Annotated in this window: 23 protein-coding genes, 4 tRNA genes and 1 pseudogene; 22 read left to right on the top strand and 6 right to left on the bottom strand. The window is 57.3% G+C overall.

The features are described from left to right. Positions 1-22 precede the first annotated feature (22 nt). Both LOY55_RS20565 and LOY55_RS20560 read left to right on the top strand, forming a co-directional pair. On the top strand, positions 23-841 hold the full coding sequence (locus LOY55_RS20565; protein WP_223522517.1) for a shikimate 5-dehydrogenase: 819 nt from the start codon (positions 23-25) through the stop codon (positions 839-841). 9 nt (positions 842-850) lie between these two features. Then, positions 851-1,369: a cupin domain-containing protein gene (locus LOY55_RS20560; protein ID WP_223522518.1), complete on the top strand. Its 519-nt coding sequence runs from the start codon at positions 851-853 to the stop codon at positions 1,367-1,369. Positions 1,370-1,627: 258 nt separating this feature from the next. On the opposite strand, the gene LOY55_RS20555 is transcribed toward LOY55_RS20560, so the two are convergent. Further along, positions 1,628-2,275 carry a YceH family protein gene (locus tag LOY55_RS20555; RefSeq protein WP_223522519.1) on the bottom strand — a complete coding sequence of 216 codons (648 nt, stop codon included), beginning with the start codon at positions 2,273-2,275 and terminating at the stop codon, positions 1,628-1,630. A gap of 312 nt (positions 2,276-2,587) precedes the next feature. Here LOY55_RS20555 and LOY55_RS20550 point away from each other — a divergent pair. The 4 genes and pseudogenes from LOY55_RS20550 to LOY55_RS20535 all read left to right on the top strand — a co-directional run bounded on the left by LOY55_RS20550 (position 2,588) and on the right by LOY55_RS20535 (position 5,611). Beyond that, positions 2,588-3,326 (top strand): annotated as a pseudogene (locus LOY55_RS20550) (glycosyltransferase family 2 protein). Beyond that, a complete protein-coding gene (locus tag LOY55_RS20545; RefSeq protein WP_109786648.1) occupies positions 3,323-3,601 on the top strand; it encodes a lipid-A-disaccharide synthase N-terminal domain-containing protein in 279 nt (92 codons plus the stop codon). The pseudogene LOY55_RS20550 and the gene LOY55_RS20545 overlap by 4 nt, the downstream one beginning before the upstream one ends. Positions 3,602-3,604: 3 nt before the next feature. Continuing rightward, positions 3,605-5,014: a glycosyltransferase family 39 protein gene (locus LOY55_RS20540; protein WP_109786647.1), complete on the top strand. Its 1,410-nt coding sequence runs from the start codon at positions 3,605-3,607 to the stop codon at positions 5,012-5,014. An 87-nt stretch (positions 5,015-5,101) separates the two neighbouring features. After that, positions 5,102-5,611, top strand: coding sequence for a DUF1993 family protein (locus LOY55_RS20535; RefSeq protein ID WP_046032575.1), 510 nt, complete (start codon positions 5,102-5,104; stop codon positions 5,609-5,611). Between the two features lie 186 nt (positions 5,612-5,797). Here the strand turns inward: LOY55_RS20535 and sstT are convergent, their stop codons facing one another. After that, a complete protein-coding gene (gene sstT / locus LOY55_RS20530) occupies positions 5,798-7,030 on the bottom strand; it encodes a serine/threonine transporter SstT (protein WP_109786668.1) in 1,233 nt (410 codons plus the stop codon). Positions 7,031-7,464: 434 nt separating this feature from the next. On the opposite strand from sstT, the gene LOY55_RS20525 reads away from it, so the two are divergent. Then, positions 7,465-8,619, top strand: coding sequence for an MFS transporter (locus LOY55_RS20525; protein ID WP_223522520.1), 1,155 nt, complete (start codon positions 7,465-7,467; stop codon positions 8,617-8,619). Here LOY55_RS20525 and nhaR read toward each other — a convergent pair. Then, complete coding sequence (gene nhaR / locus LOY55_RS20520; protein ID WP_046032573.1) at positions 8,594-9,523, bottom strand: transcriptional activator NhaR; 930 nt, start codon at positions 9,521-9,523, stop codon at positions 8,594-8,596. The genes LOY55_RS20525 and nhaR overlap by 26 nt on opposite strands. A gap of 135 nt (positions 9,524-9,658) precedes the next feature. Between nhaR and LOY55_RS20515 the strand changes: the two genes are divergently transcribed. Together LOY55_RS20515 and LOY55_RS20510 are read left to right on the top strand one after the other, a co-directional pair. Beyond that, complete coding sequence (locus LOY55_RS20515) at positions 9,659-9,895, top strand: hypothetical protein (protein WP_223522521.1); 237 nt, start codon at positions 9,659-9,661, stop codon at positions 9,893-9,895. A 26-nt stretch (positions 9,896-9,921) separates the two neighbouring features. Then, complete coding sequence (locus tag LOY55_RS20510) at positions 9,922-10,671, top strand: TerC family protein (RefSeq protein WP_077431770.1); 750 nt, start codon at positions 9,922-9,924, stop codon at positions 10,669-10,671. A gap of 68 nt (positions 10,672-10,739) precedes the next feature. Here LOY55_RS20510 and LOY55_RS20505 read toward each other — a convergent pair whose 3' ends face one another. Then, positions 10,740-10,910, bottom strand: a complete 171-nt coding sequence (locus LOY55_RS20505) for a hypothetical protein (RefSeq protein ID WP_175648988.1) — start codon at positions 10,908-10,910, stop codon at positions 10,740-10,742. 221 nt (positions 10,911-11,131) lie between these two features. On the opposite strand from LOY55_RS20505, the gene LOY55_RS20500 reads away from it, so the two are divergent. From LOY55_RS20500 to LOY55_RS20490, 3 genes are all read left to right on the top strand, one after another. Beyond that, complete coding sequence (locus tag LOY55_RS20500) at positions 11,132-11,803, top strand: peptidase C39 family protein (protein WP_223522522.1); 672 nt, start codon at positions 11,132-11,134, stop codon at positions 11,801-11,803. A gap of 94 nt (positions 11,804-11,897) precedes the next feature. Beyond that, positions 11,898-12,104, top strand: a complete 207-nt coding sequence (locus tag LOY55_RS20495; RefSeq protein WP_027925384.1) for a DUF6021 family protein — start codon at positions 11,898-11,900, stop codon at positions 12,102-12,104. 17 nt (positions 12,105-12,121) lie between these two features. Beyond that, positions 12,122-12,337 carry a hypothetical protein gene (locus LOY55_RS20490; protein WP_223522523.1) on the top strand — a complete coding sequence of 72 codons (216 nt, stop codon included), beginning with the start codon at positions 12,122-12,124 and terminating at the stop codon, positions 12,335-12,337. Between the two features lie 55 nt (positions 12,338-12,392). On the opposite strand, the gene pbpG is transcribed toward LOY55_RS20490, so the two are convergent. Both pbpG and folD read right to left on the bottom strand, forming a co-directional pair. Then, the gene (pbpG, locus tag LOY55_RS20485) at positions 12,393-13,331 is read right to left on the bottom strand and encodes a D-alanyl-D-alanine endopeptidase (RefSeq protein WP_046032568.1); all 939 of its coding nucleotides are present in this window, start codon (positions 13,329-13,331) and stop codon (positions 12,393-12,395) included. 236 nt (positions 13,332-13,567) lie between these two features. Next, a complete protein-coding gene (gene folD, locus LOY55_RS20480) occupies positions 13,568-14,422 on the bottom strand; it encodes a bifunctional methylenetetrahydrofolate dehydrogenase/methenyltetrahydrofolate cyclohydrolase FolD (RefSeq protein WP_258666525.1) in 855 nt (284 codons plus the stop codon). A 274-nt stretch (positions 14,423-14,696) separates the two neighbouring features. Between folD and LOY55_RS20475 the strand changes: the two genes are divergently transcribed. From LOY55_RS20475 to LOY55_RS20430, 10 genes are all read left to right on the top strand, one after another. Beyond that, positions 14,697-14,773: transfer RNA gene (locus LOY55_RS20475), tRNA-Arg, on the top strand. Between the two features lie 32 nt (positions 14,774-14,805). Continuing rightward, positions 14,806-14,881: transfer RNA gene (locus LOY55_RS20470), tRNA-His, on the top strand. Between the two features lie 55 nt (positions 14,882-14,936). Continuing rightward, a tRNA-Leu gene (locus LOY55_RS20465) sits at positions 14,937-15,021 on the top strand. A gap of 77 nt (positions 15,022-15,098) precedes the next feature. Then, positions 15,099-15,174: transfer RNA gene (locus LOY55_RS20460), tRNA-His, on the top strand. Positions 15,175-16,599: 1,425 nt separating this feature from the next. Continuing rightward, entirely contained in the window at positions 16,600-18,303 is a 1,704-nt protein-coding gene (ltrA, locus tag LOY55_RS20455; protein WP_258666523.1) for a group II intron reverse transcriptase/maturase, read from the top strand. A 129-nt stretch (positions 18,304-18,432) separates the two neighbouring features. Next, complete coding sequence (tig, locus tag LOY55_RS20450) at positions 18,433-19,743, top strand: trigger factor (protein WP_223522524.1); 1,311 nt, start codon at positions 18,433-18,435, stop codon at positions 19,741-19,743. A 93-nt stretch (positions 19,744-19,836) separates the two neighbouring features. Continuing rightward, positions 19,837-20,472: an ATP-dependent Clp endopeptidase proteolytic subunit ClpP gene (clpP, locus tag LOY55_RS20445; RefSeq protein ID WP_015094302.1), complete on the top strand. Its 636-nt coding sequence runs from the start codon at positions 19,837-19,839 to the stop codon at positions 20,470-20,472. Between the two features lie 112 nt (positions 20,473-20,584). Then, positions 20,585-21,868 (top strand): ATP-dependent Clp protease ATP-binding subunit ClpX, encoded by a 1,284-nt coding sequence (clpX, locus tag LOY55_RS20440; protein ID WP_007946893.1) that lies wholly within the window; start codon positions 20,585-20,587, stop codon positions 21,866-21,868. Positions 21,869-22,107: 239 nt separating this feature from the next. After that, the gene (gene lon / locus LOY55_RS20435; protein WP_046032564.1) at positions 22,108-24,504 is read left to right on the top strand and encodes an endopeptidase La; all 2,397 of its coding nucleotides are present in this window, start codon (positions 22,108-22,110) and stop codon (positions 24,502-24,504) included. A gap of 153 nt (positions 24,505-24,657) precedes the next feature. After that, positions 24,658-24,930: an HU family DNA-binding protein gene (locus tag LOY55_RS20430; protein ID WP_002552737.1), complete on the top strand. Its 273-nt coding sequence runs from the start codon at positions 24,658-24,660 to the stop codon at positions 24,928-24,930. Positions 24,931-25,036: the final 106 nt, after the last annotated feature.

The raw sequence follows: 25,036 nt of genomic DNA, 5'->3' as shown, positions 1-25,036 counted from the left end.
TGCTATTGAAGGAGAAAGTTTCATGCAGATGAACCCCAACCGAGACACTCAGCTGTGCATGTCGCTCTCGGGGCGCCCCGGCAACTTCGGCCTGCGGTTTCACAATCATCTGTATGAACAACTGGGCCTGAATTTCTATTACAAGGCCTTCAGCAGCCAGGATTTGCCCGGCGCTGTCGGCGGTATTCGCGCCTTGGGCATTCGTGGCTGCGGGGTGTCGATGCCGTTCAAGGAAGCGTGTATCGAGCTGGTTGATGAACTGGACGCCTCGGCGGCGGCCATTCAATCAATCAACACCATCGTTAATACCGATGGCCATTTAAAGGCGTACAACACCGATTACATTGCCATCGAACAACTGCTCAAGACCCACGAAGTGCCCAAAGAGTCGACCTTTGCCCTGCGCGGCAGCGGCGGCATGGCCAAGGCCGTGGCCAGCGCGTTGCGTGATGGCGGCTACAAAAACGGTTTGATCGTCGCCCGAAATGAACGCGCCGGACGCGCCCTGGCTGAGTCGCTGGGCTACAAATGGCAAGCGGAACTGGGCGCACAGCGCCCGCAAATGCTGATCAACGTCACACCGATTGGCATGACGGGCGGTCCGGAAGCTGATCAACTGGCGTTTGATGCGCACGCGATTGCCAGCGCGCAGACTGTCTTCGATGTGGTGGCAATTCCCTCGGAAACGCCGCTGATCGTGAGCGGTCGTGCGCAAGGCAAGCGAGTCATCACGGGGCTGGAAGTGATCGCGATCCAGGCACTGGAGCAGTTTGTGTTGTACACCGGTGTAAGGCCCACGGATGAGCAGTTTCACAAAGCCGTGGAATTTGCCCGCAGCTAGGAGGTGCCTATGCACCCGCGCATTCTCAATCTGAACCAGGTCGATCTTGAACCGTTGCCCGAAGCCCTGGCTCCTACCGGCGACACGGCCGGTCGCTACCAGCAGCGTTTCGCCCGCGTTGGCCAGCAATTGGGCGCGCAAAAGCTTGGGTATCGGCTGTATGCGCTGGAACCGGGCATGCGTGGCAGCCCGTTTCATAGCCATCGGGTCAACGAGGAGATGTTTTACGTCGTGGCCGGGGCAGGGGAGGTACGCCTCGGGACCGAGCGTTTTCCCATCCGTGCGGGCGACGTGATTGCTTGTCCGCCAGGTGGTCCGGAAGCGGCGCATCAGATCATCAATACCAGCAACGCTGAACTGCGCTATCTGGCGGTGAGCACCCAGCAATCACCGGAAATTTGCGAGTACCCGGATTCCGGTAAATATGCGGTGATGGATGATTTCAAGGTGGATGCCGAGGGCAATGCTTCGGGCTTCGTTGCCATCGCCCGGCCGGGCGACGGCGTGGATTATTGGGACGGTGAGTAACCTGTAGCAGCGTGTAGCAGCTGTCGAGCCGCGCGAGGCTGCGTCCGACTGCGAAGCAGGCGCTGAACCAGAACTTGCGGTGTTTCAGACAGACAGCGTTAGCCTGACTCACGACGGCTTCGCCGCCGGACGCAGCCTCGCGCGGCTCGACAGCTGCTACAAGCCGGACGCAGCCTCGCGCTGCTCGACAGCTGCTAAAAGCCGGACGCAGCCTCGCGCTGCTCGACGGCTGCTACAAGCCGGACGAGCTGCTACGGGTTATTCGAGGCGCGCCAGGCGTTCTTCCAGCGCGGCAATTCGCGCTTCAAGCTCTTCGATTCGCTCAACCGACACCCCGCTGGCATTGCCTCGCTCCACCGGATTGTGCCGTGCCGCCAGAATCACCTCGATGTCTGCCGGATCGCCCAACGCATGCATATACCGGTCCTCCCGCTGGCCGGCCTGCTTTGGAATCAACAGTGCCAAGCCCCGGGCAATCAAACGCTCCAGCTGATGCACCACCTGTTCGGCGTCTTCAAACTCATGCATGCGCCCGCTGCGGGTCAGTAATTCATTGGTCGTCTGCGGGCCGCGCAAGAACAACAGGCCTGTCAAAATCACTTGTGCCGGCACCAGTTCCAGGGCTTTGTCGACCTTGTGCTCCCAGCGATCCGCGCGGCTGCCCATCACCAGTTTGGCGAAGCCGCGTCCTTCCAGCGCCCGCAGGCTCTGGCCGACCTGACCCTGGGTCAGGTTCATCACCGGTTCGCGGCTGGTTTTCTGGTTGCAGGCGATCACCAGGGCATTGAGGGTCAGCGGATACGTTTCGGGGCTGGTGGCCTGTTTCTCGATCAGCGAGCCCAAAATTCGGATTTCCGCGCTGTTAAGCCGCGGTCCGTCAGAGGTCGTTTCTTGCTCAGTGTTCATGGTTGCGAATCCTTGCCCGGTTCATGTTTTTCACGTGCCTGGATGCACTTTAGAGGGGCGAGCGCCAATGGCAACTGAATTCGTTGTGCCTGCGCCATAACGATGACGAAACCTAAATGAAATATTAACGACTTTTTTACAAATGCGCGGGCACCTTATGCGGGCTCGCGCGACGTCGCGCGCGCCATTCACGGCGTTGTGGTCATTGGCTGTATCGCCCCCGAACTTCTGCCCCATGCATCGAGTCACTCGGTGTACGACACCTTCATTCGCCTCTGCTTACAAAAAACCAATAAAGGCGAGAGAGACTCCATGAACCAAGACATTTTTGTATCTGTACTGATTCCAGCCAAAAACGAAGCAAACAACCTCAGGCCACTGCTTGAGGAAATCCGCGTGGCGTTGGCCGATGAGGCTTACGAAATCATCGTCGTTGACGATGGCAGCACCGATGCCACCTTGCACGAACTGCGGCAAATGCGGCACAACGGGCTGGACGCATTGCGCATCCTGCACCATGAACGTTCGCTGGGGCAGAGCACTTCGCTTTACCACGCGGCGTTCGAGGCGCGTGGACAGTGGTTGGCCACACTCGATGGCGACGGGCAAAACGACCCGGCGGACATCCCCGGTATGCTGGCGCTGGTGCGCGGTGAGCCGGGACGCGTCGATGTACAGTTGGTGGCCGGGCACCGGGTCAATCGCCGTGATACCGCGAGCAAGCGCTGGGCTTCGCGTTTCGCCAACGGCCTGCGCAGTCGCCTGCTCAAGGATTCCACCCGGACACGGGTGCGGCTTGAAGTTGATCGAGCGTGCGGCGTTTTTGCGCCTGCCGTACTTCGACCACATGCATCGCTATATCCCGGCGCTGATCCAGCGCCATAACGGCCGAATGATCGTTCATCCGGTCAACCACCGACCGCGCACCGCCGGGGTGTCCAAGTACGGCAATCTCGACCGCGCCCTAGTGGGCATTCTCGACCTGATCGGCGTCTGGTGGCTGATCAAACGCACGCGCCTGAACACCCATGCGCAGGAGATTGAAGGATGAATCTTTCCCGCGAAGCCATGTGGCTGGCAGTCGGTTTTATTGGCCAGATCGCCTTTACCGGCCGCTTTATCCTGCAGTGGCTGTACAGCGAGTACAAAAAACGCAGCGTGATCCCGGTGAGCTTCTGGTACCTGAGCATCGTCGGCAGCACCCTGTTGCTCGCGTACGCCATTTACCGTGAGGACCCGGTGTTCATTGTCGGGCAGGCCTTCGGTTCAATCGTCTATTTTCGCAATTTGCAGTTGATCGCCAAAAGCAAAAGCCTGAAGGAGTAGGTCATGCGCGGATCGTTATCGACCCGGAATATCACGTTACTTGCGGCGATCGCCATTGCGCTGCTGTTTTTCTGGGGATTGGGCAGCGTGCCGTTCCTCAGTGTCAACGAGGCTCGTCGCGCTGTCACCGTGCGGGAAATGCGCGAAGCGGGGAGCTGGTTGCTGCCGTACATGAACGGCGATTTGTACCTGTCCAAACCGCCGTTTTTCTATTGGGCGGGCCTGGTGTCGACGGCCGTGCTGGGCAGTTTGTCCGAGTGGAGTGTGCGCCTGCCGTCGGCGCTGGCCGCGATGTTGTGCTGCCTTGGCACGTATTGGTACGGCGTCAGGCAGGCCGGGCGCCAGGTCGGTTTGTTCGCCGTGGTGTTTCTGGCCGCCAACGGTGCTTTCAGTCTGTTCGCCCGCCGCTCTGAAATCGAAATGCTGCTGACCCTGCTGTGCTTTGGCGCATTGCTGGCAGCGTGGCAGTTCATCTTCCTGCAGGGCCGGGATGTCTGGCGCCGCCTCAGCTACGTCCTTCTTGGCTGTGCACTGCTGACGAAAGGCCCGGTGTGCCTGTTGTGGGTGACGGCGCCGATTCTGACGTACGCCTTGATCTACCGCGATGCGCGGGCCAAGGCTTACCTGTGTGACGGTTGGGGCTGGTTGATTGCCGTGGTGCTGGGCAGTTCCTGGTACGTGGCGGTGTCGGTAAGTCAGGGCTGGGGCATCTGGGCGTCGATCATCAGCGAAGACATCGTGAAGAAGATTGACGGGCAGGGCGCCGAGGCCTGGTACGCGTATCTGCTGTACCTGGCCGGTGATTTCTTTCCATTCTGGCTGATTGTGTTTGTGCAGCCGCGCAAGTTCTGGGCAATGATCCGCTCGCGCCGTGAAGCGGCCATGCTGCTGTGTTGCACGCTGCTGCCGCTGCTGGTTTTCTCGATGTTCACCGAAAAGCACGGGAAGTACCTGTTGCCGGTTTACCCGTCCATGGCGTTGCTGCTGGCCATGCACTGGGCGGCAGTGCTCGATGATCTGAAGGGGCGCTGGCGCACGGTCCTGGCCGTTGTACCCTACGTGATGCTGGCCGGGTTCGTTGTGTTCTACATGTTCGTTGAAGCGCGGGTACTGGCTCACCGGGTCGCTGGCCTGGAACAGGTCGCGACATTGGCCGCAGGGCAACCGGGCCAAAAAGCCTACACGCTCGGCGAGCCGGATATCCGTCTGGTCTATTACCTGGGCCGGCCGGTTGCTGCGTTGACGGTGGAGCAGTTGCAGGGAGAGTCCCGGCCCGCGGGGTTGTTGTTCATGCAGGAGCCGCTCCAGCCAGAGCTACAGAACCTGGTGTCGTGCGCCGTTGGCGCGGTCAAACCTTATCTGAAACCGGAACGGGGTGCGGTCCTTGTGCGTTTGGGTGGCGAGTGCCGTTGATCGCCGCTTAAAAAGAGCGGTCGGAGGAGGGCTGCGCATGGCTATAATCGGCCGACGTTTCCCTCCTGTCACCACACGAGACCTGCCATGACCATCGCCCTGTACGACGCTTCTGTTCCTGTTTTCAAGCAAATGCTCAATGCCCTGAGCGATGTGCTGAACAAGGCCGAAGCCCACGCCACTGCCAAGAACATTGACCCGAACGCATTCCTGCAGGCACGTCTGTACCCGGACATGTTCCCGCTGGTGCGTCAGGTACAGATCGCCGTTGATTTCGCCAAAGGCGTTTCCTCGCGCCTGGCCGAAATCGAGCTGCCGAAGTACGACGACACCGAAACCACCTTCGCTGAGCTGCAAGCACTGATCGCCAAGGTTCTGGCCTTCATCGGCGAGATCAAGCCGGAGCAGATCAACGGCAAGGAAGGCATCGAGATCGTTACCCGTCCGGGTACCCCTAAAGAGAAGCGCTTCAGTGGCCAGGCTTACCTGCTGACCTACGGCCTGCCGCAGTTCTTCTTCCACGTCACCACCACTTACGCATTGCTGCGTCACAACGGTGTGGAAGTGGGCAAGCGCGACTTCATGGGCGCGTTCTAAACCGTCCAGGTACAAAAAAGCCCCCGGAGCCTTAGGCTGCGGGGGCTTTTTCATGTGTACGCATTTATCAGCTACACCACGGTTCCTGTAGGAGTGAGCCTGCTCGCGATGGTGGAGTATCAGGCGACATCTATGTTGAATGATTGAACGCTATCGCGAGCAGGCTCACTCCTACAAGGGTTTGTGTCAGGCCAAACGCTCGGCTTTCTGTTCTTCGCCCAGGCACGCCGCGGCGGTAAACAGCACGTCCGTGGAGGAGTTCAGCGCGGTCTCCGCCGAATCCTGCAATACACCAATGATGAAACCGACCGCCACCACCTGCATGGCGATTTCGCTAGGAATGCCGAACAGGCTGCACGCCAGCGGAATCAGTAACAGCGAACCGCCGGCCACGCCCGAAGCGCCACAGGCACAGATCGCTGCGACGACGCTCAGCAGAATGGCCGTCGGAATGTCCACGGCGATGCCCAAGGTGTGCACGGCTGCCAAGGTCAACACAGTGATGGTGATCGCCGCGCCGGCCATGTTGATGGTCGCGCCCAGCGGGATCGATACCGAGTAGGTGTCTTCGTGCAGGCCCAGGCGCTTGCTCAGCTCCAGGTTGACCGGAATGTTCGCCGCCGAACTGCGCGTGAAGAACGCGGTAATGCCGCTCTCACGCAGGCAGGTCAGCACCAGCGGATAAGGGTTGCGACGCACCTTCCAGAACACGATCAGCGGGTTCATCACCAGCGCCACGAACAGCATGCAGCCCAGCAGCACGGCCAGCAGGTGTGCGTAGCCGATCAAGGCACCAAAACCGGAGGTGGCCAGGGTCGAGGACACCAGGCCGAAGATCCCCAGCGGGGCGAAGCGAATCACCACGCGCACGATCACGGTCACGCCATTGGACAAGTCACCCAGTACTTCGCGGGTGGTGTCGCCGGCGTGGCGAATGGCGATGCCCATGCCGATCGCCCACGCCAGGATGCCGATGAAGTTGGCGTTCATCAGTGCGCTGATCGGGTTATCAACCACGCTCAGCAGCAGGCTTTGCAGGACTTCGCCAATACCGCCCGGTGCCGTCACCGCGACGTCCTGGGTGGACAGCACCAGACTCGACGGGAACATCATGCTGGCCACGACGGCGACCACCGCGGCAGCGAAAGTCCCCAGCAGGTACAGGAACAGAATCGGCCGGATATGTGTTTCCTGACCGTGTTTATGGTTGGCAATCGAGGCCATGACCAACACGAACACCAAAATCGGCGCGACTGCTTTCAATGCGCTGACGAAGACTTTGCCAATAAACGCCGTGGACTTCGCCACTTCAGGCGCGAACAGGGCCAAGGCAATACCGGCGAGCAGGCCGATAACGATTTGCGTCACCAGGCTGGTGCGTTTCAGGCGTTGCAATAGAGAAGGGGATGAAGCAGTCATAAACAGCATCTCTGATTTTTTATAAGTGCAAGGTTTCGCAGGTTTGCGGCAATAAACGGGGGCAGGCCACAGGCGGGAAACCGGAAAGGGGTGTGATGCCGATCAGTCAGCCATCACACGATTTGTAGCTGCTGGCGAAGCCTGCGTTCGGCTGCGCCGCCGAACGCAGGCTTCGCCAGCGGCTACAAAAATTGCGTTTTGGTTTAACTGATCGGCATTAACCACAGGGTGTACATTTTGCAGGGCGCGGACTTTATCACAGCGCAGGACCGTTCTTTCAGACCTGTGACCAACTGACGCTATGGCGTTCAACGAGATAGGCAGGTTCGTGCAACCCTGTTTTGAATCACTCTGTTAAGATTCGCCATCCTCACTTTCAAGTTGCCAGTGGGCCTTCGGGCTATCGCTGGTGTCGTCGTTTTCTGGAGCTCTGCATGCTGTTGCCCATTCTTCTGTTGTCCGCCGCCGGTTTTACGGTGCTGACCACGGAATTCGTCATCGTTGGCCTGTTGCCGGCCATTGCCCGGGACCTGGACGTCTCGATCCCGCAAGCGGGTTTGCTGGTGACGTTGTTTGCCTTCACCGTCGCTGCCTTCGGGCCGTTCCTGACTGCCTACTTCGCCAGGTTTGAGCGCCGTAAACTGTTCATCAGCGTGCTGATCATGTTCGGTCTGGCCAATACCCTCGCGGCCTTTGCGCCCAATATCTGGGTGATGGCATTTGCCCGGTTGATTCCTGCGCTCGGGTTGCCGGTGTTCTGGGCCCTGGCCAGCGAGACGGCGGTGGATATCGTCGGCCCCGATTACGCCGGGCGGGCCATCGCCAAGATCGGTTTCGGGATTGTCTGCGCCACGGTGTTCGGCATTCCGGTGGGCACGCTGATTTCCGATGCATTCGGCTGGCGCAGTGCCTTCGGTATTCTCGCTGTCATTGCCTTTGCCAAAGCCTTGCTGCTGTTCATTTACCTGCCCAAAACCGATCTGCATCAGCATCAGGTGAGTTTCCGTTCGCAATTCAAAATCCTGCGCAGCCCGCTGATGCTCGGCCACGTGCTGCTGTCGATTGTGGTCTTCAGCGGGATGTTTACCGCGTACACCTACCTGGCGGACATTCTTGAGCGCCTGGCCGGTTTCAACGGCACGGTGGTCGGCTGGTTTCTGATGGGCTTTGGCGCGGTCGGGCTGATCGGTAACTCGCTGGGCGGTCGCGCGGTGGATCGCCATCCGCTGATCGCTTCGATGATGTTCTGCGCCTTCATGATTTCCGGCCTGGTAACGCTGGTGCCAAATATCCATTCGCCCCTCGGTCTGGCGGCGGCGATGGGTATCTGGGGCGTGACTCAGGCGGCGCTGTTCCTGGTCAGCCACGTGCGCCTGATGAAGGCGGCGCCCGAGGCCCCGGCGTTCGCCGCGTCGCTGAACATTGCCGGGGCCAACCTCGGCATCGGCCTGGGCGCGATCGTTGGCGGCCGGGTGATCGACAGTGTCGGGTTGCAAGGCCTTGGTTTTGCGGCGGCCGGTTTTATCCTTGCTTCGATTCTGCTGGCCATTGCGCTGATGACCTTCAAGCCTCGTGAGATTTACGCCTGACGGTTGAAAGGTCGGTAAACAACTGGCGTCGGGCGCCTTCGGTAATCGCCACGATGCCGGGGTGCTTGACCTTGCGCTCCACTGAAATGGCGTAGAACGACTCGGTCACGGCGTCGGTCTGGCCAATCAACTCCACGCCACATTGGCGTTTCACTTCATCGGCAATCACGCTCGGGCCGATGAAGATCCCGCTGCCGGACTGACCGAAAGCCTGCATCAGCGCACTGTCGTCGAACTCGCCGACAATGCGCGGCTGGATTTGCTGCTCGGCGAACCAGCGCTGCAAGCGGTTGCGCACCACGGTTTCCGGCCCCGGAATCAACAGCGGCGCGCCGTGCAGGCCGCGGGGGAAATCCTGACCGTGCTGCGCGGCCAGTTCCGCCGTGGCAAAGAAGCTGATCCCGCATTCCCCGAGTTTCTGGCTATAGCCCTTGATGTCCAGGTGCGAGGGCATTGGGCTGTCGGAAATCACCATGTCCAGGCGCTGGATTGCCAGGTCGGCGAGCAACCGCTCGAGCTTGTCCTCGCGGCAGGTGATGCGCAGCGGCTCGCTCAGCTCCATGGTCGGCGCGATCAGCCGATAGACGATCGACTTGGGCACGACGTCCGCGACCCCCACACGAAATTGAATCTGCTGCTCGTTGGGCTGTGCGCGCAGCATCAACTCCAGTTCACCGCCCAACTGAAACATCTGCTCGGCGTAGGGCAGGGCCTGACGGCCCGCCTCGGTGAGTTCAAGCTGTCGGCCGACCCGTCGAAACAACTCGATGCCGTAGGTTTGTTCGAGCAGGGAAATCTGCCCGCTGATGGTCTGTGGTGTCAGGTTGAGCTGCTCGCAGGCGCGCACGATGCTGCCGGTCTTGGCTACCACCCAGAAGTAATGCAATTGCCGATAGTTGAGCATCGCGGTCTACAGTTCGTAAAAATCGAAGTATAACCGCTAAAAATACGAATTTTCCTGAAGTGTTTGTCTCCCTAGAATGCGTCGCTATCAACGGGCCATCGTTTTGGTGCCGTTTGTTCTAACGAGGGAAACATCATGAAGCTTAAAACCACGGCTGTGCTGTTCGCGTCTTTACTGCTGTTGGCCGGTTGCGACCAGGCGGAAAAAAGTGCTCAGCAACTGATGGGCAAGGCTGCCGAAAGCGCCAAACAGGCGATTGACGAGACCCACAAAGCCGCCAAACAAGCGCTCAGCGACGCCACTAACGGTGTTATCAGCAAAAAAGAGTCATCGGGTGAAGAGAAAGACAAAGCCCAATCCCAGGAAATCTAACGTCTAATACGAGTCAGGACTGACCCATGGAATACCTTTTAGAACTTGCTGCAAGCCCTACCGCCTGGGTCGCCCTGGCTACTTTGGTGGTGATGGAAATCGTGCTCGGCATCGATAACCTGATCTTCATCTCGATCCTGACCAATAAGCTGCCTGAGCAGCACCGACAGAAAGCCCGCCGTATTGGTATCGGCATGGCGTTGATCCTGCGCCTGGCACTGCTGAGCACCATTGCGTTCATCGTCCAGTTGACGGCGCCTGTGATCGAAGTTCTCGGCCATGCGTTCTCCTGGAAGGACATGATCCTGATTGCCGGCGGCCTGTTCCTGTTGTGGAAGGCGACCACCGAGATCCATCACAGCATGGACCCGGCGCCGGAAGATCCGAAATCGGCGACGTCCACTGTGACCCTGGGCTTTGCGGCTGCGATCGGTCAGATCCTGATGCTGGACATGGTGTTTTCCATCGACAGCATCATTACCGCTGTCGGCATGACCGAGCATTTGCCGATCATGATCATTGCGGTGGTGGTGTCGGTCCTGGTGATGTTGCTGGCGGCTGATCCATTGGCCAAGTTCATCAACGACAACCCGACGGTGGTGATGCTGGCGCTGGGCTTCCTGATCATGATCGGCATGACGCTGATCGCCGAAGGCTTCGGCGCCCACGTACCGAAAGGCTACGTCTATGCGGCCATGGCGTTCTCGGCCACGATTGAATGCTTGAACATGATGTCCCGCCGCGCCAGGCAGAAGCGCGTAGCGACTGAAGCTTAATTGGCAATAAACGAAAAGGCCGCCTGAGTGTTCAGGCGGCCTTTTTTTTGAAGGCTGAAATAGGCCGATCAGTGCACGGTGGCGTGATGCTCAGCTGGTTTTTCGCTTTTGGCCACAGGCGCTGATTGCACCGGGTGGTGATGGTGCCGTCGGGTAATGCGCAGGACTCCCCACAACATGGCGGCGGCAACGGCCAGCCAGCCGGAAATCAACATCACGATCGTCATAACAAGGCTCATCGTGCCTCCTCTTTGCCCTGCATCGGGCACACACGCTTTGCAACTGTCAGTCTAGTCGGTGCTGTGTGTCAGACAATTGACCAAAGGTCGCCTGTCACTAACGAGTTCGCTCTATCGAATGCGCGCAACTGCCGGTTAAAGCTATACCGGCACCGCGCGTCGTCCTATGATCGACGGCCAAGCCGGGAGTGTGGTGCCTGGCGCCTGAACAGAGAGTGAACATGGAGCGGGTATTTTCTCGAATTCGAACGGCAGCACTGATCGTTGGCTGCGTTGCCGGATTGGCGGGGTGCGCCGGGAGCGTCGCACCTGAGATCAAGCGTCTGCCGGAGCGGGTGGAGCTCAGTGGTACGTTCTACCGCGGGCAAGCCTTTCAAAGTGGACCGCAAGTGCTGGCCAGCCTGTTGGCGCAACAGGGCATAGTCATTACCCCTGGCTTGCTGGAAAAGCCCCTGCATTTGCCGGGCGCCGAAGACAAGTTACAGCAGAACATGCAGAACCTGGCCCGAGAGTACGGGATGGTGGTTTACCCCCTCGACAACACTTTGCCCGCGCTGCTGACTCAGGTCGCCGCCGGCTATCCGGTGATGGTGCGTTTCACCGAAGGTACGGCGCTCTGGGCTGAGCCGCGCTACGCCATTCTCGCTGGATACAACAGTAAGAAGCAGACCGTGTTGCTGCGCGCGGGGATGAATCGTCGGGACTTGATGAGTTTCAGTTCGTTTGAATCGTCATTCAAGGACGCTGGCGGCTGGGCCGTGCTGATCCTGAAGCCGGATCAGATTCCGACCAACGTCGATCAGCAGCGTTGGCTCAAGGCGGCCAATGAGCTGGGGCAGGCCGGTCAGGAGCAAGCAGCTGCGCGGGCAAAAAAGGCCCTGACGGCGCAGTAGGTCTCCGTTCGTCATTCTGCAGGGCACTGCCGTGCACAGCGGCTCTCTAAAGGACAGGACCCGGATTTGTCCGGGCCGTACCAAGGAGGCGCCCATGGCACATTCCACTACCCCTGTCGGCCCGCATTCGTCTGAGCATTCTTCGGGCGATGAGCTGGGTTTCGATCCCGATTCGCCAGACCTCGCCGATCCCCAGGTCGATCCCATCGGTCCGGCCAAGGCACCCAGGGACGTGAAGCCAGGTGACAATCCCAAGGCACCAGCGAAGCCTTACGACCCCTTGGCTGATCTGAAACCCTGAGCCCTGATGAGGTGCCTATGTCTACCGATTCGAGTTTCGACGACAAGCGTCCGGACAGCGTTCCTACAACCCCCGAAGGGACCGCGACGGACCCTGTGATGGATCCGAACAGCCCGCTGCGCGATCCTTTGGCACGGCCGGTGTTGCCAAAAGCGCACCCTGAGGGCTGGAGAGACCCGAGCAAGGGGGACGGTATTCCTGACGACGATCAGATGCCGCTGCCCAACGATTAACCCTCAGACAAAAAAAGCCCCGATTTTTCGGGGCTTTGTTTTTGGGAGCGCTGGTTTACTTTGAGGCTTCAATCACACCGCTCTGACGTTGCTTGAGGTTCTTGTCAGACTTGTACTGCAAGGCCACCGACGGCACGTCTGCGCCTTTGCCGGTTTCGACCCAATTGCGAATACGGGTGGCGTCGGCAAAGTGAGTGTACTTGCCGTAAGCGTCGAGGATGACCAGCGCAACCTGGCGGTTACCCATGCTGGTGACCAGCACCAGGCAGTGACCCGCCTGATTGGTGAAGCCGGTTTTCGTCAGCTGGATGTCCCAATCGTCTTTGCGCACCAAGTGGTCGGTATTGCGGAACTGCAGGCTGTAGTTGGGCTTGCGGAACGACACGATTTTTTCTTTGGTGGTACTCAGTTCGGTCAATAGCGGTTGCTTGTGCGCTGCGACCAGCAGTTTGCTCAAGTCGCGAGCGGTGGACACGTTGTGCGGGGAGAGACCGGTCGGCTCAACGAAGTGGGTGTTGGTCATGCCCAGTGCCTTGGCCTTGGCGTTCATGGCGGCAATGAATGCCGCATAGCCACCCGGGTAGTGGTGGGCCAGGCTTGCCGCCGCGCGGTTTTCCGAAGACATCAGCGCAATCAGCAGCATTTCCCGGCGTGGCATCTCACTGTTGAGCTTGACCCGGGAAAACACCCCTTTCATTTCCGGGGTGTCACTGATGTTGATGTTGATGATTTCGTCCATGTTCTGGCGCGCTTCAACCACGACCAGGCCCGTCATCAGCTTGCTCACGGAAGCGATAGGGACCACCACGTCGGGGTTGCTGGCGTAGATGATTTTGTTGGTCTGCATATCCATGACTAATGAACTGCCCGACGCGAGTTTGAGATGTGTTGCATCTCGAGGCGCGGCGGTCGTATCGCCAGCGTTGGCGATTGGCGTGATGAAAGTCCCTGTAACTGCAAAAAATAGGCTCAGGATCGAAAGACGGATTTTCACGCTGGCAGACTCATTATGTGTTGATAAGCCGTTTTGTAACGGGCTATTTCGTAAAAAGCGCGACATTCTGGAGTATGGCTGAATAACTGTCGATGGTTGTTCCAGTAAGAGATGAAAGTGTTTGGAAACATGAAAAATATGTCATTTTCCGGCAGGTGGTCAGGCTTTTTCTGCAGGCAAAAAAAACCCCGCCAGTAGCGGGGTTCTTGATTGGCCATTTACGTCTGCTTTGTCACTTAGCTGTGCAGGGTTTCGGCCGCGTACAGCGTGTTTTCCAGCAGGCAGGCACGGGTCATCGGGCCAACACCGCCCGGTACGGGTGTAATCCAGCCAGCACGGGGCAGGGCGGTTTCGTAGATTACGTCGCCGACCAGTTTGCCGTCTTCCTGGCGATTGATGCCGACATCGATCACGATCGCGCCTTCCTTGATCCATTCACCCTTGACCAGGCCTGGCTTGCCAGCAGCAACCACCACCAGGTCAGCGCGGCCGACATGGCCAGCCAGATCCTTGGTGAAGCGGTGGGTAACGGTCACGGTGCAACCGGCCAGCAGCAACTCCATCGCCATCGGGCGGCCAACAATGTTGGACGCGCCGACAATCACGGCATCCATCCCGTAGAGATCGGCACCGGTGTTTTCCAGCAAGGTCATGATGCCTTTAGGGGTGCAGGGGCGCAGCAGCGGAATACGTTGGGCCAGGCGACCGACGTTATAAGGGTGGAAGCCGTCGACGTCTTTGTCCGGACGAATGCGCTCCAGCAATTTGGAGGCGTCCAGGTGTTCCGGTAAAGGAAGCTGAAGCAGAACGCCGTCAATTGCCGGGTCGTCGTTCAGACGATCGATCAGATCGGTCAGTGCTTCTTGAGTGGTTTCGGAAGGCAGGTCATAGGCTTGGGAGATAAAGCCGACCTCTTCACAGTCTTTACGCTTGTGCGAGACATAAACCTGAGAGGCGGGATCGCTGCCGACCAGGATCACCGCGAGCCCCGGCGTGCGCAGACCTTGCTGGCGACGTTCGGTAACGCGTTTGGCGATCTGCTGGCGCAGGCTGGCGGCGATCGATTTGCCGTCGATTAGTTGTGCAGTCATTGCGCGTGATTAACCATCGAGAGGGGAAAAAAAGAGAACGCATTCTCGCATGTCATGAGGTGAGGGCAAAGGCGCTTGGTCTGCAAATTCCCCTAACTCCTTTAATTAAATGAATTTTTTTTAAAAAGGATTTGACGACCTCCGGGGGGCTCTATACTATTCGTCGCACTTGTCGGGCACAGCCTAGCACTGGTTGGGAAGGTCGAACGGAGTTACGATTCCGCAAGACTGGAAAGCACTTAGTTTGTAGTCCTCCAAGGTTACAGCTAACAAGGCGCCCGTAGCTCAGCTGGATAGAGCATCCGCCTTCTAAGCGGATGGTCGCAGGTTCGAGTCCTGCCGGGTGCGCCATTAGGCAGCTTTGGCACAAGTAGCGCAATATGGTGGGCGTAGCTCAGTTGGTAGAGCACGGGATTGTGACTCCCGTTGTCGTGGGTTCGATCCCCATCGTCCACCCCATATTTCGAAAGGCGCCAGATTAACAGTCTGGCGCCTTTGCTTTAAAGGCTTCAATGCGGATGTGGTGGAATTGGTAGACACACTGGATTTAGGTTCCAGCGCCGCGAGGCGTAAGAGTTCGAGTCTCTTCATCCGCACCAAATAAAGCTTCATTCATGCCGATTGGCGTGGTTGGGGTTTACAAAGAGGTTGTTTGGCTTCTTTGACAGGCAATATGGTGGGCGTAGCTCAGTTGGTAGAGCACGGGATTGTGACTCCCGTTGTCGTGGGTTCGATCCCCATCGTCCACCCCATATTTCGAAAGGCGCCAGATTTAACAGTCTGGCGCCTTTTTTGTTTCAGTGGTTCGAGTATTTGGCGGCTGCAGGTTCTGGGTCGCAGGGGTGGGGCGTTTCGTCGTATTTTTGTTTCTCGATGATGCCGCGCTGCCCGCCGACCTTGCTTGCAAGATCGGCTGTCAGGGAGATGATTGGCAGCCTCTTCTATATATAGAAGGGTTGGCGCAGAGCCCTGGCGTAATTGGCTGTATTTGCCATCGGGGCGAGGTGCATTCGTGCATTCGCACCTATAAATTGCCTGCTGCGTTTTTACCCGTTTTCAGTAGGGTGACTTCTTGAGTTTGACCCACTAGAATGCATGCCCTTGGTGCGACACGCGTGGCGTGTCTCCTAAACTTCGAGGTGTAGAGTCATCTTGAAGGGTTTTCGAAAGAGAGCCGAGAGCTTGGGTACCCAACCCCAAGAAACAAAACCCTCCCAGAAGTCCAATGCCTTCAAGGACTTGCCGCAGCGGCGGTGGCAAACTCAAGGTCGATTAGCGCTCGGTGGCTCGACCGCAGTACTGGATTTTCCGGTATTGGAGTGCCTACTACACATCAGTCCTATTCAGGGCTAAACCCATGCGGGAGAGAATCCCCGCTGGGGTTCCCTCCTGCTTTTGAAACAGGAGGTAACAATTCTTTGGGCATGCTGCCTCGGCAGTCCCTGCTCACATCAAACCGGAGACATGAGCGAAAGCTCTGTCTGTCATTGTCCAACCATTGCCTGTTTGGAGTGGCAGCGGACTCGTTGTGCGACCAACGATAGCCTAGGAAGACATGCGTCACTGGTAACGGTGGGGTGTGAAGCTCTTCCAACAATGTAGCCCCCGTATGGGTGCGTCTTCGCCGTGAGGCGGAGCGCAGATGCTCGGAGCAGTACCGGGTTGAGGCGCTAGGCTGGCTGGTATGGGTAACACAAGTGAACTGCTAATAAACGTCGTCAGCATTACGGTGCCTAATCTGCTGATAGGCATTAACCAAAAAGGTGATGCGACCGGTTGTTCTGGTCAAGGGTCGGAACACGTCGTCACATAAGGTCGCCGGCGAATAGGCAGACTCTAACCCAGTCGTGTGACAGGCAGGGAACGTGGTAAGCCCGTATGGCTGCCTTCGGGCAGGTGATCCGTAAGGTGAGCTGTTGGCTGTGCGGGTATGGGATCGCAGAGAAAGCGAAAGCCGGGCTGTAATGGCTCGGATAGGGGTTGGGACATTACCCCGCGGGAAACCGGGCAGACTTCTGCGTGGTCTTTCGTCGCATGAACTCTGAGTAAACCTGTCTCAATGAACGTAGAGGTCCAGCTGTAACGGACCTTTCATTAATCTAGCCCTGACGGGAGCGTCCATTCCCGTCAGGGGATGCGTACGTCTTTCGCTTGGGGAAACTTGAGAGGAAGGCAGCATGTTAGAACATAGCCAAATGGCCGTGTCTGCGCCTTCCGGCGCTCCGCAGCACTGGCATGACATCGATTGGTGGCGTGTCCAGCGGAATGTCCGGGCGATGCAGATACGGATTGCGAAGGCTTGTCGGGAAGGCAACTGGCGCAGGGTGAAAGCCCTGCAACGGATGTTGACCCGCTCACGCTCGGCCAGATACTTGGCCGTACGGCGAGTCACTGAAAACCAGGGTAAGCGCACGGCGGGAGTCGACCGCGTGCTCTGGGATACACCCGATGCCAAATGGAAGGCGGCAAATGGGTTGAAGCGCCACGGATATAAGCCGCGGCCTTTACGGCGTGTGTTTATTCCGAAGTCAAATGGAAAGGAGCGTCCTCTGGGCATCCCGACCATGACGGACAGGGCAATGCAGGCGTTGTATTTGCTTGCTCTGGCGCCCATTGCAGAAACCACAGGTGATCCAAATAGCTACGGCTTCAGGATCGAACGTGCTACGGCGGATGCGATGGGGCAGCTGTTCGTTTGCCTATCCAAGAAGGTTTCGGCCCAATGGGTTTTGGAGGCGGACATCAAAGGCTGCTTTGACCATATCAATCATGATTGGCTAATCGCCAACGTCCCAACGGACAAGGTGGTTCTCCGGAAATGGTTGAAAGCTGGTGTGATTCATAAAGGCCAGCTACAGGCAACGGATGCCGGTACGCCACAGGGCGGGATTATCTCGCCCACCTTGGCAAATTTGGTGCTGGATGGGCTGGAATCACAACTCAAGCTGTACTGGGGGGTGACAAAGGCCAAGAAGCTGAAAATCAATGTGGTGCGTTATGCGGATGACTTTGTGATAACTGGAACCTCGCGAGAGGTGCTGGAAACTGAAGTCAGACCTTGGGTAGAGCAGTTCCTAGCGGTACGAGGGCTGCAGTTGTCACTCGAGAAGACGCGTGTCATCCATATAAAGGAAGGCTTTGACTTTCTAGGTTGGAATTTCCGCAAGTACGATGGGAAACTTCTGATCAAGCCAAGCAAGAAAAACGTGAAAGCGTTCTATAGCAAGGTAAGGGGGGTTATCAGCACCAGCAAGACGGTAAGGCAGGAGGATCTGATCCGACAGCTGAATCCGATACTGCGTGGTTGGGCGTTTTATCACCAGCCAGTAGTCGCCAAGAAAGCGTATAGCCGCATGGATCACATGATCTTTCTGGCTTTATGGCGTTGGGCGAAACGGCGACACCCTAAGAAAACGCTCCAGTGGATCGGAGCGAAATACTTTAGACCCATGAAGGGGCGGACAGGGGTGTTTGCCACCGCGACGATGAATGACAAGGGAGAGATGCGAACGATCGAGCTGTACTCGCTAGCGAGCACTCCAATCGAACGACACAAGAAGGTGAGTGGGGAGTACAACCCCTTCGACCCTTCTATGGAGGAAATGGGTGAGAAAAGGCGTATGGAACAGATGCTCAAAAGGCTGGCGTACCGTAAGCAAATCTTGAGCCTTTTCCAGAGTCAGAAAGGATTGTGTCCAATGTGTAAGTTACCGATTACGAAGGAGACGGGGTGGCATGATCACCACATTCTGTACCGCACAAAAGGCGGTGGAGACTCCCTAAATAACCGGGTACTATTGCACCCCCTTTGTCACCAGCGGCTACACGCTCGCGGATTGACAGTGAACAAACCGGCTCCCCTTACCGGGGGTTTTGATTAGGCCCGAGCCGTATGCGGGGAAACTCGCACGTACGGTTCTTAGGGGGAGGTGGGCCAGTAATGGCCCATCTCTACCCGACATTCTGGGGTCGGAAACGGCCGGCTAACGTCTGTGCAACGAGGAATATCCATGCAAGTTTCTGTTGAAAATACTACTGCTCTTGAGCGCCGCATGAGCGTCACCGTGCCGGCTGAGCGCATTGAGAGCCAGGTCAACAAGCGTCTGCAGCAGACTGCCCAAAAGGCCAAGATTGCTGGCTTCCGTCCAGGCAAAGTGCCAATGAGCGAAATCAAGCGCCGTTTCGGTGCTGACGCTCGCCAGGAAGCTGTAGGCGATGTGATCCAGTCTTCCTTCTACGAAGCTGTGGTTGAGCAGAAGCTGAACCCGGCTGGTCAGCCTTCGATCGAGCCTAAGTCCCTGGAAGCGGGCAAGGACCTGGAATACGTTGCTGTATTCGAAGTGTTCCCTGAGTTCACTGTTGCCGGTTTCGAAGGTATCACCGTAGAGCGCCTGAGCGCTGACGTGGCTGATGCCGATCTGGACAAAATGCTGGAAATCCTGCGCAAGCAGAACACCCGTTTCGAAGTGGCCGATCGCGCTGCCCAGAGCGAAGACCAACTGAACATCGATTTCGTCGGCAAAGTTGACGGTGAAGTGTTCGCTGGCGGTTCCGCCAAGGGCACTCAGCTGGTGCTGGGTTCGGGTCGCATGATCCCTGGTTTCGAAGACGGTCTGGTTGGCGCTAAAGCCGGCGAAGAGCGTGTTCTGAACCTGACCTTCCCTGAGGACTACCAGAACCTGGACCTGGCTGGCAAAACCGCCGAGTTCACCGTGACTGTCAACACCGTTTCCGAGCCAAAACTGCCAGAGCTGACCGAAGAATTCTTCGCACAATTCGGCATCAAGGAAACCGGTCTGGAAGGCTTCCGCACCGAAGTTCGCAAGAACATGGAGCGCGAACTGCGCCAGGCGATTAAATCCAAGGTCAAGAATCAGGTAATGGACGGTCTGCTGGCCACCAACCCGATCGAAGTGCCTAAGGCTCTGCTGTCCAACGAAGTTGACCGTCTGCGCGTGCAGGCTGTTCAGCAGTTCGGCGGCAACATCAAGCCGGACCAACTGCCGGCCGAGCTGTTCGAAGAACAAGCCAAGCGCCGCGTAGTACTGGGCCTGATCGTTGCTGAAGTGGTCAAGCAATTCGACCTCAAGCCTGACGAAGCCCGCGTTCGCGAGATGATTCAGGAAATGGCTTCGGCCTACCAAGAGCCTGAGCAAGTCGTGTCCTGGTACTACAAGAACGAGCAGCAACTGAACGAAGTCCGTTCGGTTGTGCTGGAAGAACAAGTTGTGGATACTGTTCTGCAGAAGGCTAGTGTGACCGACAAATCGGTCTCTTACGAAGAAGCAGTCAAGCCGGTAGAAGCTCCACAAGCCGACTGATCGTTTTTGCGATAAGAAGTACACACCATAAGCCAGCCTTCGTGCTGGCTTATGCGTATTCAAGACATAACTATTTGGGAGTGACTGCAGAGCATGTTCCGTAATTCGTATATTCAGCAGAACTCTGATATCCAGGCCGCAGGCGGCCTGGTCCCGATGGTTGTCGAGCAGTCCGCTCGTGGCGAGCGCGCCTACGACATCTACTCGCGCCTCCTCAAGGAGCGAGTGATCTTTCTGGTTGGCCCGGTAGAGGACTACATGGCCAACCTGATCTGTGCGCAATTGCTGTTCCTTGAAGCGGAAAACCCGGACAAGGACATCCATCTCTATATCAACTCCCCGGGCGGTTCGGTGACGGCTGGCATGTCGATCTACGACACCATGCAGTTCATCAAGCCAAACGTGTCGACCACCTGTATCGGTCAGGCGTGCAGCATGGGCGCGTTCCTGTTGACCGCCGGTGCCCAGGGCAAGCGTTACTGCCTGCCGAACTCGCGTGTGATGATTCACCAGCCACTGGGCGGTTTCCAGGGCCAGGCTTCGGATATCGAAATCCATGCCAAGGAAATCCTCTTCATTCGTGAGCGTCTCAACACGCTGATGGCCAAGCACAGCGGGCGCACGCTTGAGGAAATCGAGCGCGATACCAACCGCGATAATTTCATGAGTGCAGACGCTGCACGTGAGTACGGGTTGATCGATGAAGTGATCAGCCAGCGCCCCGCTTAATATAAGCAACTCAAAATAGGGTTGGTCGGCTCGTCCGATCACCAGCGGGCTTGAAAAAGCCCGCAATAGCCTTCATCTTGTGTTGCAAGCCTATCGGATTTGGATCGAACGAATGACTGACACCCGCAACGGCGAGGACAACGGCAAGCTGCTCTATTGCTCCTTCTGTGGCAAAAGCCAGCATGAAGTACGCAAATTGATTGCCGGCCCCTCGGTCTTTATCTGCGACGAGTGCGTCGACCTGTGCAATGACATCATCCGTGAGGAGGTGCAGGAAGCCCAGGCCGAAAGCAGCGCGCATAAATTGCCTTCGCCTAAAGAAATCAGCGGCATCCTTGATCAGTACGTGATTGGTCAGGAGCGTGCGAAAAAGGTTCTGGCCGTAGCGGTGTACAACCACTACAAGCGCCTGAACCAGCGTGACAAAAAGAATGACGACGTCGAGCTTGGCAAGAGCAACATCTTGCTGATCGGCCCGACAGGCTCGGGTAAAACCCTGCTTGCCGAAACACTGGCCCGCTTGCTGAACGTTCCGTTCACCATCGCCGACGCAACCACCCTCACCGAGGCGGGTTATGTGGGTGAAGATGTCGAGAACATCATTCAGAAGCTGCTGCAGAAGTGCGATTACGACGTAGAAAAAGCCCAGATGGGCATTGTCTACATTGATGAGATCGACAAGATCTCGCGCAAGTCTGACAATCCGTCGATCACCCGGGACGTTTCCGGTGAGGGCGTGCAGCAGGCCCTGCTCAAGTTGATCGAAGGCACGGTCGCTTCCGTTCCGCCGCAAGGTGGCCGCAAGCATCCGCAGCAGGAATTCCTTCAGGTCGACACCCGTAACATCCTGTTCATCTGCGGTGGTGCGTTCTCTGGTCTGGAAAAGGTTATTCAAAACCGTTCCACCAAGGGCGGCATCGGTTTCAACGCAGAAGTGCGCAGCAAGGAAGAAGGCAAGAAAGTCGGTGAGTCCCTGCGTGAAGTCGAGCCTGACGATCTGGTCAAGTTCGGTCTGATCCCGGAATTCGTCGGTCGTCTGCCGGTACTTGCCACGCTGGACGAGCTTGATGAGGCTGCGCTGATGCAGATCCTCACCGAGCCGAAAAATGCTCTGACCAAGCAGTACGCCAAGTTGTTCGAGATGGAAGGCGTGGACCTGGAATTCCGGGCCGACGCACTGAAATCGGTCGCCAAACGTGCCCTGGAACGCAAGACCGGTGCCCGTGGACTGCGTTCGATTCTCGAAGGTGTATTGCTCGACACTATGTATGAAATCCCCTCGCAGTCCGAGGTGAGTAAAGTAGTGATCGACGAAAGCGTTATAGAAGGCAAGTCCAAGCCACTGTATATCTACGAAAACAGTGAGCCTGCTGCCAAGGCCGCGCCAGACGCTTAAGCGTCATGCAGCCGGAACAAAGAAGGGGCCTTCGGGCCCCTTTGCTATTGTGGGCGCTGGATTGTCGGATCGCCGCACCGCAGCGAAAGCGGCCTGACAACCATCCATTCCCTTAGCTTCCTAAGGTTGCGATCTTTTACTGCTTTTATCCGCTTGTTTTTTTCCAGAGCAGCCCCCATCTTGGTTTCAAGCTTACTTCCATCTGTTTACGGCCTTATGGCCGCCGTAGAGGCGAAATCATGAAGACAACCATCGAATTGCCTCTCCTGCCATTGCGTGATGTTGTGGTTTATCCGCACATGGTTATCCCGCTGTTCGTGGGGCGCGAGAAATCCATCGAAGCCCTCGAGGCAGCGATGACGGGCGACAAGCAGATCCTTCTGCTGGCTCAGAGAAACCCTGCTGACGACGATCCCGGTGAAGATGCACTTTATCGCGTAGGTACTATTGCAACCGTTCTACAGCTGCTCAAGCTGCCTGACGGCACGGTCAAGGTTTTGGTCGAAGGCGAGCAGCGGGGCGCCGTGGAGCGCTTCAGCGAAGTGGACGGCCACTGTCGTGCCGAAGTCTCGCTGATCGATGAAGTCGACGCGCCTGAGCGCGAGTCGGAAGTCTTTGTTCGCAGCCTGCTGGCTCAGTTCGAACAATATGTACAGTTGGGCAAGAAAGTCCCGGCTGAAGTGCTGTCGTCGCTCAACAGCATCGACGAGCCAGGCCGCCTGGTCGACACCATGGCCGCGCACATGGCCCTGAAGATCGAGCAGAAGCAGGAAATTCTCGAAATCATCGATTTGTCGGCCCGTGTCGAGCACGTTCTGGCGCTGCTGGATGCCGAGATTGACCTGCTGCAAGTTGAAAAACGCATTCGTGGTCGCGTCAAAAAGCAAATGGAGCGCAGTCAGCGCGAGTACTACCTGAATGAGCAGATGAAGGCCATTCAGAAGGAGCTCGGCGACAGCGACGAAGGCCACAACGAAATCGAAGAGCTGAAAAAGCGCATCGATGCCGCTGGCCTGCCTAAAGATGCCTTGGCCAAAGCCCAGGCTGAACTGAACAAACTAAAGCAAATGTCGCCAATGTCTGCGGAAGCGACCGTGGTGCGTTCGTATATCGACTGGCTGGTTCAGGTGCCGTGGAAGGCACAGAGCAAAGTCCGTCTGGACCTTGCGCGCGCCGAGGACATTCTCGACGCCGACCACTACGGTCTGGAAGAAGTCAAAGAGCGGATCCTCGAATACCTCGCCGTGCAAAAACGCGTGAAGAAAATTCGTGGCCCGGTGTTGTGCCTGGTCGGTCCTCCGGGCGTGGGTAAAACCTCGCTGGCGGAGTCGATTGCCCACGCCACCAACCGCAAATTCGTGCGCATGGCCCTTGGTGGTGTGCGTGATGAGGCTGAAATTCGTGGCCATCGCCGTACTTACATCGGTTCGATGCCAGGAAGATTGATTCAAAAGATGACAAAGGTGGGCGTCCGCAACCCGCTGTTCCTGCTTGATGAAATCGACAAGATGGGCAGCGACATGCGTGGCGATCCGGCGTCGGCGTTGCTGGAAGTGCTCGACCCCGAGCAGAACCACAACTTCAACGATCACTACCTGGAAGTCGACTACGACCTGTCCGATGTGATGTTCCTGTGCACCTCGAACTCCATGAACATCCCGCCGGCATTGCTGGACCGGATGGAAGTGATTCGTCTGCCGGGCTACACCGAAGACGAGAAAATCAACATCGCCGTCAAATACCTCTCGCCGAAGCAGATCACTGCCAACGGCTTGAAGAAAGGCGAGCTGGAATTCGACGCCGAAGCGATCCGCGACATCATCCGTTACTACACCCGCGAAGCCGGTGTGCGTGGGCTGGAGCGCCAGATTGCCAAGGTTTGCCGCAAGGCGGTCAAAGAGCATGCGATGGAAAAACGCTTCTCGGTGAAGGTCACTGCCGAGATGCTCGAACACTTCCTGGGCGTGCGTAAATTCCGCTACGGCCTGGCTGAGTCGCAGGATCAGATCGGTCAAGTGACCGGGCTGGCATGGACTCAAGTGGGTGGCGAGCTGCTGACCATTGAAGCCGCCGTGGTCCCGGGTAAAGGTCAATTGATCAAGACCGGTTCCCTGGGTGATGTGATGGTCGAATCGATCACTGCAGCGTTGACCGTGGTTCGTAGTCGTGCGAAGAGCCTGGGGATCCCCCTGGACTTCCACGAGAAGCGCGACACGCATATTCACATGCCGGAAGGGGCGACCCCGAAAGACGGTCCTAGCGCTGGCGTAGGCATGTGCACGGCCCTGGTATCGGCACTGACCGGGATCCCGGTGCGTGCGGACGTCGCCATGACGGGTGAAATCACCCTGCGTGGTCAGGTGCTGGCCATTGGTGGTTTGAAAGAAAAACTGCTGGCCGCTCACCGTGGCGGAATCAAGACAGTGATCATTCCTGAAGAGAACGTACGCGATCTGAAGGAAATTCCTGACAATATCAAGCAAGATCTGCAGATTAAACCGGTTAAATGGATTGACGAGGTCCTGCAAATTGCGCTGCAATACGCGCCGGAGCCCCTGCCTGATGTGGCTCCTGAGATAGTTGCAAAGGATGAAAAGCGCGAGTCTGACTCTAAGGAAAGAATTAGCACGCATTAGTACGCATTTGGCCGGGTGGCTTCCTTGACAGCTTTTTAGAGCCCTTGTTATAAAGCGGCTCTTAAGTGTCTGTAGGCCATTCAGCACACGTTTTTGCTTTCACCAAAAAAACTTAGAATCATACTCAAATAGATAGATATAAGGGGACTTAGAGTGAACAAGTCGGAACTGATTGATGCTATCGCTGCATCCGCTGATATCCCGAAAGCTGCTGCTGGCCGTGCGCTGGACGCAGTAATCGAATCCGTCACTGGCGCTCTCAAGGCTGGCGACTCCGTTGTTCTGGTTGGTTTCGGTACTTTCTCCGTAACTGATCGTCCAGCTCGCATTGGTCGTAACCCACAGACCGGTAAGACACTGGAAATCGCGGCAGCCAAAAAACCAGGTTTCAAAGCCGGTAAAGCACTGAAAGAAGCTGTCAACTAAGTTCGATTCAGGTTTTTGCCTATCCGGGTCGGGGTCATGCCTGACCTGGCAGCGGAGCGGTAGTCCAGCCGGCGAATGCCGGTCTGAGACACTGAGGGTCGCAAGT

Origin of the sequence: Pseudomonas sp. B21-040 (assembly GCF_024748695.1) — a bacterium.
In the GTDB taxonomy this organism is placed as follows: Bacteria; Pseudomonadota; Gammaproteobacteria; order Pseudomonadales; family Pseudomonadaceae; genus Aquipseudomonas.
The sequence above is the reverse complement of the archived record's forward strand: the minus strand, read 5'-3'. Positions and strand labels throughout refer to the sequence as shown.